The 5,033-nt window shown below is 71.4% G+C and carries 5 protein-coding genes; 2 read left to right on the top strand and 3 right to left on the bottom strand.

The features are described 5' to 3' along the window. Positions 1–561, top strand: a 561-nt coding sequence (locus VN520_RS26405) for an MFS transporter (RefSeq protein WP_325749447.1), incomplete at its 5' end; no start/stop codon positions are given. A 264-nt stretch (positions 562–825) separates the two neighbouring features. After that, entirely contained in the window at positions 826–1,200 is a 375-nt protein-coding gene (locus VN520_RS26400) for an RNA polymerase-binding protein RbpA (RefSeq protein ID WP_014044757.1), read from the top strand. Positions 1,201–1,346: 146 nt separating this feature from the next. On the opposite strand, the gene fxsA is transcribed toward VN520_RS26400, so the two are convergent. The 3 genes from fxsA to VN520_RS26385 form a co-directional block, all read right to left on the bottom strand. Next, on the bottom strand, positions 1,347–1,946 hold the full coding sequence (fxsA, locus tag VN520_RS26395; protein WP_325749446.1) for an FxsA family membrane protein: 600 nt from the start codon (positions 1,944–1,946) through the stop codon (positions 1,347–1,349). A 68-nt stretch (positions 1,947–2,014) separates the two neighbouring features. Continuing rightward, complete coding sequence (locus VN520_RS26390; protein WP_325749445.1) at positions 2,015–2,782, bottom strand: polyprenol monophosphomannose synthase; 768 nt, start codon at positions 2,780–2,782, stop codon at positions 2,015–2,017. 536 nt (positions 2,783–3,318) lie between these two features. After that, positions 3,319–4,959, bottom strand: a complete 1,641-nt coding sequence (locus VN520_RS26385; protein ID WP_325749444.1) for an amidohydrolase — start codon at positions 4,957–4,959, stop codon at positions 3,319–3,321. Positions 4,960–5,033: the final 74 nt, after the last annotated feature.

Raw genomic sequence — 5,033 nt, 5'->3', positions numbered from 1 at the left:
CTGGTCTACAACGACGGCATCCAGACGGTGATCTCCCAGGCATCCCTGTACGGCTCCGAGGAGCTCGGCCTCGACCAGACGACCCTCATCACCGCGGTGCTGCTCGTGCAGGTGCTCGCGGTGGCGGGGGCGCTGGGGACGGGACGGCTCGCCCGGCGGTACGGAGCGAAGCGCACGATTCTCGCCTCGCTGGCCGTCTGGACGCTGATTCTCGCCGCGGCCTACGTCCTGCCCGCCGGCGCGCCGCTGTTCTTCTACGCTCTGGCGGCCGCGATCGGCCTCGTGATGGGCGGCAGCCAGGCGCTTTCCCGGTCGCTGTTCTCGCACCTGATACCGCGCGGGAAGGAGGCGGAGTACTTCTCCGCCTACGAGATGAGCGACCGGGGGCTCAGCTGGCTGGGGCCCCTGGTCTTCGGTCTGGGCTACCAGCTCACCGGCAGTTACCGGGACGCGATCCTGTCCCTGGTCCTCTTCTTCGTGCTCGGCTCCGTGCTCCTGGCGAGGGTGCCCGTACGGGCCGCCGTGGCCGCCGCGGGCAATCCCGTGCCGGACCGGATTTAGACGTTGAAGTGAAAGGCCGGTAGTGTACGCCTTTGGCCTGCCCGGAGGACCGTTACTGCGAGTGGATGAAGTCAAACCGTCGGGTGACGACTTCGACCTCAGGTGACAAACCGGGCACCGGTGGGTAAGCAACCCTGACCAAGCAGCGGCACGACGGGCGACGCATGACCGGCAACGGGAATCTTTACCGCCGACCGGACGTTGACCGGATGACGACGACAGCGACACCTGTCCTGTGGGCGACAAGCCCGGGAGGCACGATTCATGAGTGAGCGAGCTCTCCGCGGCACGCGACTCGTGGTTACCAGCTACGAGACGGACCGCGGCATCGATCTGGCCCCGCGCCAGGCGGTGGAGTACGCATGCCCGAACGGACATCGATTTGAGATGCCGTTCTCGGTAGAGGCGGAAATTCCGCCGGAGTGGGAGTGCAAGGCGTGCGGCGCCACAGCACTCCTGGTGGACGGGGATGGCCCCGAGGAGAAGAAGGGCAAGCCTGCGCGTACGCACTGGGACATGCTCATGGAGCGACGCACCCGCGAGGAGTTGGAGGAAGTGCTGGCCGAGAGGCTGGCGGTCCTGCGCTCCGGCGCCATGAACATTGCCGTGCACCCGCGGGACAGCAGGAAGTCTGCCTGACCGCGTATCACCGCACCGATCAAGAGCCGCGGGCCGCGACACACATTCCGTGTCGCGGCCCGCGGCTCTTCGTCCGTCCCTGTCCCTGCGGTTCTTCGTCCGTCCCTGTCCCTGTGGCTCTTCGTCCGTCCGGGCCCGAGGCGGTCTCAGGGGGTCAGCGGCGGGCGGTCCGCACCGGTGCCGTCGTCGGTGCGGGGGCGTGCGGGCGCGCCGTCCTCGCGGATGACCTCCCCCTGGACCACCTTGCCGTCCGGCCGGTGGATGCGGGCCTGGTGGAAGGCGTCCTGGAGGCCCCCCGGCGCCGCCGCCCTCATCCGGCGGTCGAGGGAGCGTTCCGCGAAGCGGCCGAGCACCGAGCGGACCGGGGGAAGCAGGAGCAGGAGCCCTGCCGCGTCGGAGATCACACCGGGAATCATGAGGAGCAGGCCGCCCAGCATCAGGAAGCCGTTGCCCTTGCTGCCGGACGGGTTCGCGGGCGGGGTGGCGGGAGCGCCGGGCTGCCCCGGCATCTGCTGAAGCGTCTCGGTGAGGTTGCGGAAGGCCCTCCGGCCCGCCCGCTTGATCACCGCGGCACCGAGCACGGCGCCTGCGACCAGGATCAGCAGCACGGTGAAGCTGTTCGCCGCACCGGCCACGACGGTCAGCAGCCAGATCTCCAGCACCAGCCAGGCGGCGACGCCCAGCGGCAGGAGAGTACGGGCGCGTGAGCGCCGTGGACGGTTCGGAGGCGGTGTGCCGGTCGTCATGCCCCCAGTGTGCCTGTACGGATGTGCAAGCGGCGTAAGGGGGTGATCAAGAGGCCGCGGGGGGGCGGTCAGGTGGCCTTGCGGCCCAGCACCTTGTTGGCCCGGCCGGTGATGCCCCAGCCGGTGACCCGCCACAGGGCCTCGACGAGGATGTCGCGGCTCATCTTGGAATCGCCGATCTCACGCTCCATGAAGGTGATGGGCACCTCGACGACGTGATAGCCCGCCTCGACGGCCCGGCGGGCGAGGTCGACCTGGAAGCAGTAGCCCTGCGAGGCGACCTCGTCGAGACCGAGACCGTCCAGGGTCTCGGTCCGGAAGGCCCGGTAGCCGCCGGTGACGTCCCGCACCGCGAGGCCCAGCAGCATCCGGGAGTAGAGGCTTCCGCCGCGCGAGATCATCTCGCGGTGCCTGGGCCAGTTGACCACTCTGCCGCCGGGGACCCAGCGCGAGCCGAGGACCAGGTCGGCGCCCTTCAGGGCGGTGAGGAGCCGGGGCAGTTCCTCGGGCTGGTGCGAGCCGTCCGCGTCCATCTCGACCAGGACGCCGTAGCCGTGCTCGGAACCCCAGCGGAAACCGGCGAGATAGGCGGCGCCGAGCCCTTCCTTGCCCTTGCGGTGCAGGACGTGGACCCGGGCGTCGGCGGCCGCGAGCTCGTCGGCGACCTTGCCGGTGCCGTCGGGGCTGTTGTCGTCGGCGACAAGGACGTCCGCTTCCGGAACGGCGGCGCGCACCCGGGCGACGATGAGCTTGACGTTCTCGGCCTCGTTGTAGGTCGGGATGATCACCAAGACTCTGCCGAGCGGGCCGAACTGCCTCTGACCGCCGTCGTTCACTACTGCCCCTTAAAGTCCGTACGCAGGTGCACACCATATCCAGCACGCCGCGGCCGGACTCCGACGCGGTCACGGAGGCGGCGTGCGCCTCGCGGACAGAAGCGTGGAACTGCGGACAGAAGGGCAGCGCTGCGGGTCGGGGCCCGGCGTCCTTCGGGCCGGCCTGGGATCCGCTGGCTGCGGGTCGACCGATAAGCCGTTGTCTACTGAACCTCCGGGCCCCACCCGGGTCGCACCTGCCGTCCGGTCGAAGCCTCCCCTCGCCCCCGAGGCGCGGGCGCTGAACCTGGCTGTCAGTGGTGGTGCGCCGGTGCGGCACACCACCCCGTGACCCAGCGGCGTTCGACGACTGCGTGGAGGTTCGCCCGGCCGGACGTCCAGTGGTGGACCCGGCCGAACCTACCGGCCCCTGGGCGCTTTCTGTCAACAGTCGCCCGACCTGCCATTTCTCTTGAAAATGCCTGGTCAGCGCCGAGGACTCACAGGTCGTGGCAGACTCCCCGCGCCTTCGGTCGGCGGTACGAAACGCCCTGACGTCACTCGTTCGGCCGTACGTAGACAGTTCGCCCGAAGACCACCGTGCGCAGACAGACCGGAAGCTCTGTTTCCGGAGTGAGATCGGGCAGGCCGGGGGTGCCGGAACGGGGATCGGTCGACCATCGTGCCACCCGGTCGTCGGGGGCCTGGACCAGCAGTTCGCCGGTACGCCAGACGGCGTAGTCGGCCGGGGCCCCCGGGACGAGGACGCCTCCGTCGTCCCGCCCGACGGCACGCCAGCCGCCCCGCGTGTGCGCGGTGAAGCCGGCGCGTACGGAGATCCGGTGCCCGGGTGTGCGGTGATGGGCCGCGGCCCGCACGGTTCCCCAGGGGTCCAGAGGGGTGACCGGACTGTCCGAGCCGAAGGCGAGGGGGACACCGGCGCGAAGCAGGGCCGCGTACGGGTTGAGGGTCGCGGCGCGCTCCGCGCCCAGGCGCCGGGCGTACATACCGTCGGAGCCGCCCCAGGCCGCGTCGAAGGCGGGCTGGACGGAGGCGGTGAGGCCCAGCTCGGCGAAGGCCGCGATGGTTTCGGGGGTGAGCATCTCGGCGTGTTCCACCCGGTGCCTGGCGGCCCGGACCCTGGCGAGCCCGAGGGTCTCCGAGGCGGCCCGGACTCCTGCGACCACGGCGGAGAGCGCCGCGTCGCCGATGGCGTGGAAGCCGGCCTGGAGTCCCGCCTCGGTGCACGCCGTCACGTGCGCGGCGATCCGCGCGGCGTCGAACCGGCCGCTGCCGGTGTGCGGGGCGTCGGCGTACGGCTCGTGCAGCAGGGCGGTGTGCGAACCGAGTGAGCCGTCCACGAAGAGGTCGCCGGCCGCGCCGACGGCACCGAGCTCACGGATCCGGTGGGCGCCCTTCGCGTCCTCGACGGGCTCGGCCCAGTAACCGAAGACCCGGGGGCCGGGCTGCTCGGAGGCGAGCTCCAGCAGGCCGGTGAAGTCCTGCTCGTCCGAGATCTCGGGGCCGGCGCACTCGTGCACGGTGCCGATCCCGAGCGAGGCGGCGTGCGCCAGCGCGGCGCGCTGGGCCCGCGTCCGCTGCTGCGGCGTGACGGCTGCGTGGGCGGCCGCCCGTACCGCGTGGTGGGCGTCGCCGGTGAGCGGGGCGTCAGGGTGGTAGCCGGCCAGCGCGGTGACCCCCGGGACCAGGTCCAGGAGTGCCGTGGTCACGACAGCGGAGTGGACGTCCACACGGGGCAGGTAGACCGCCCGGCCGCCTGCCGCTCCGTCGAGTTCACCGCGCGACGGGGGGCGCTGCTCGGGCCAGCGGGCCGCGTCCCAGCCGTGGCCGAGGATCACTCCTTCCCCCGCACGGCTGTTCACGAACGCGCGTACGAGTTCGAGGGCTTCGGTGAGCGTGCGCGCACCGGACAGGTCCAGCCCCGTGAGCGCGAGTCCGGTCGATGTGGTGTGGACGTGGGAATCGGTGAACGCCGGGGTGACCAGGGCCCCTTCCAGGTCGATCACCTCGTCGACACCGCTCGCGAAGGCGTCGGCCGCTCCCTCCGAGCCCACCCAGGCGACATGGCCCCGTTCGACGACCATCGCGGTGGCGAACGGATCGGCGGGGCTGTGGACGTCTCCACCGCGCAGCAGCACGGTGCGGTGTTCGCTCTGGGGGGCGGCGCTCTCGGTCATGGGACCAGTCTCGCGCCTGCCGGGACCGGCTCCTCCCCCGCCCCCCTTCCGGGGCGGACGGCCAGAGGGCTCAG

The sequence above is a fragment of the Streptomyces sp. genome (assembly GCF_035563135.1).
In the GTDB taxonomy this organism is placed as follows: Bacteria; Actinomycetota; Actinomycetes; order Streptomycetales; family Streptomycetaceae; genus Streptomyces.
The sequence above is the reverse complement of the archived record's forward strand: the minus strand, read 5'-3'. Positions and strand labels throughout refer to the sequence as shown.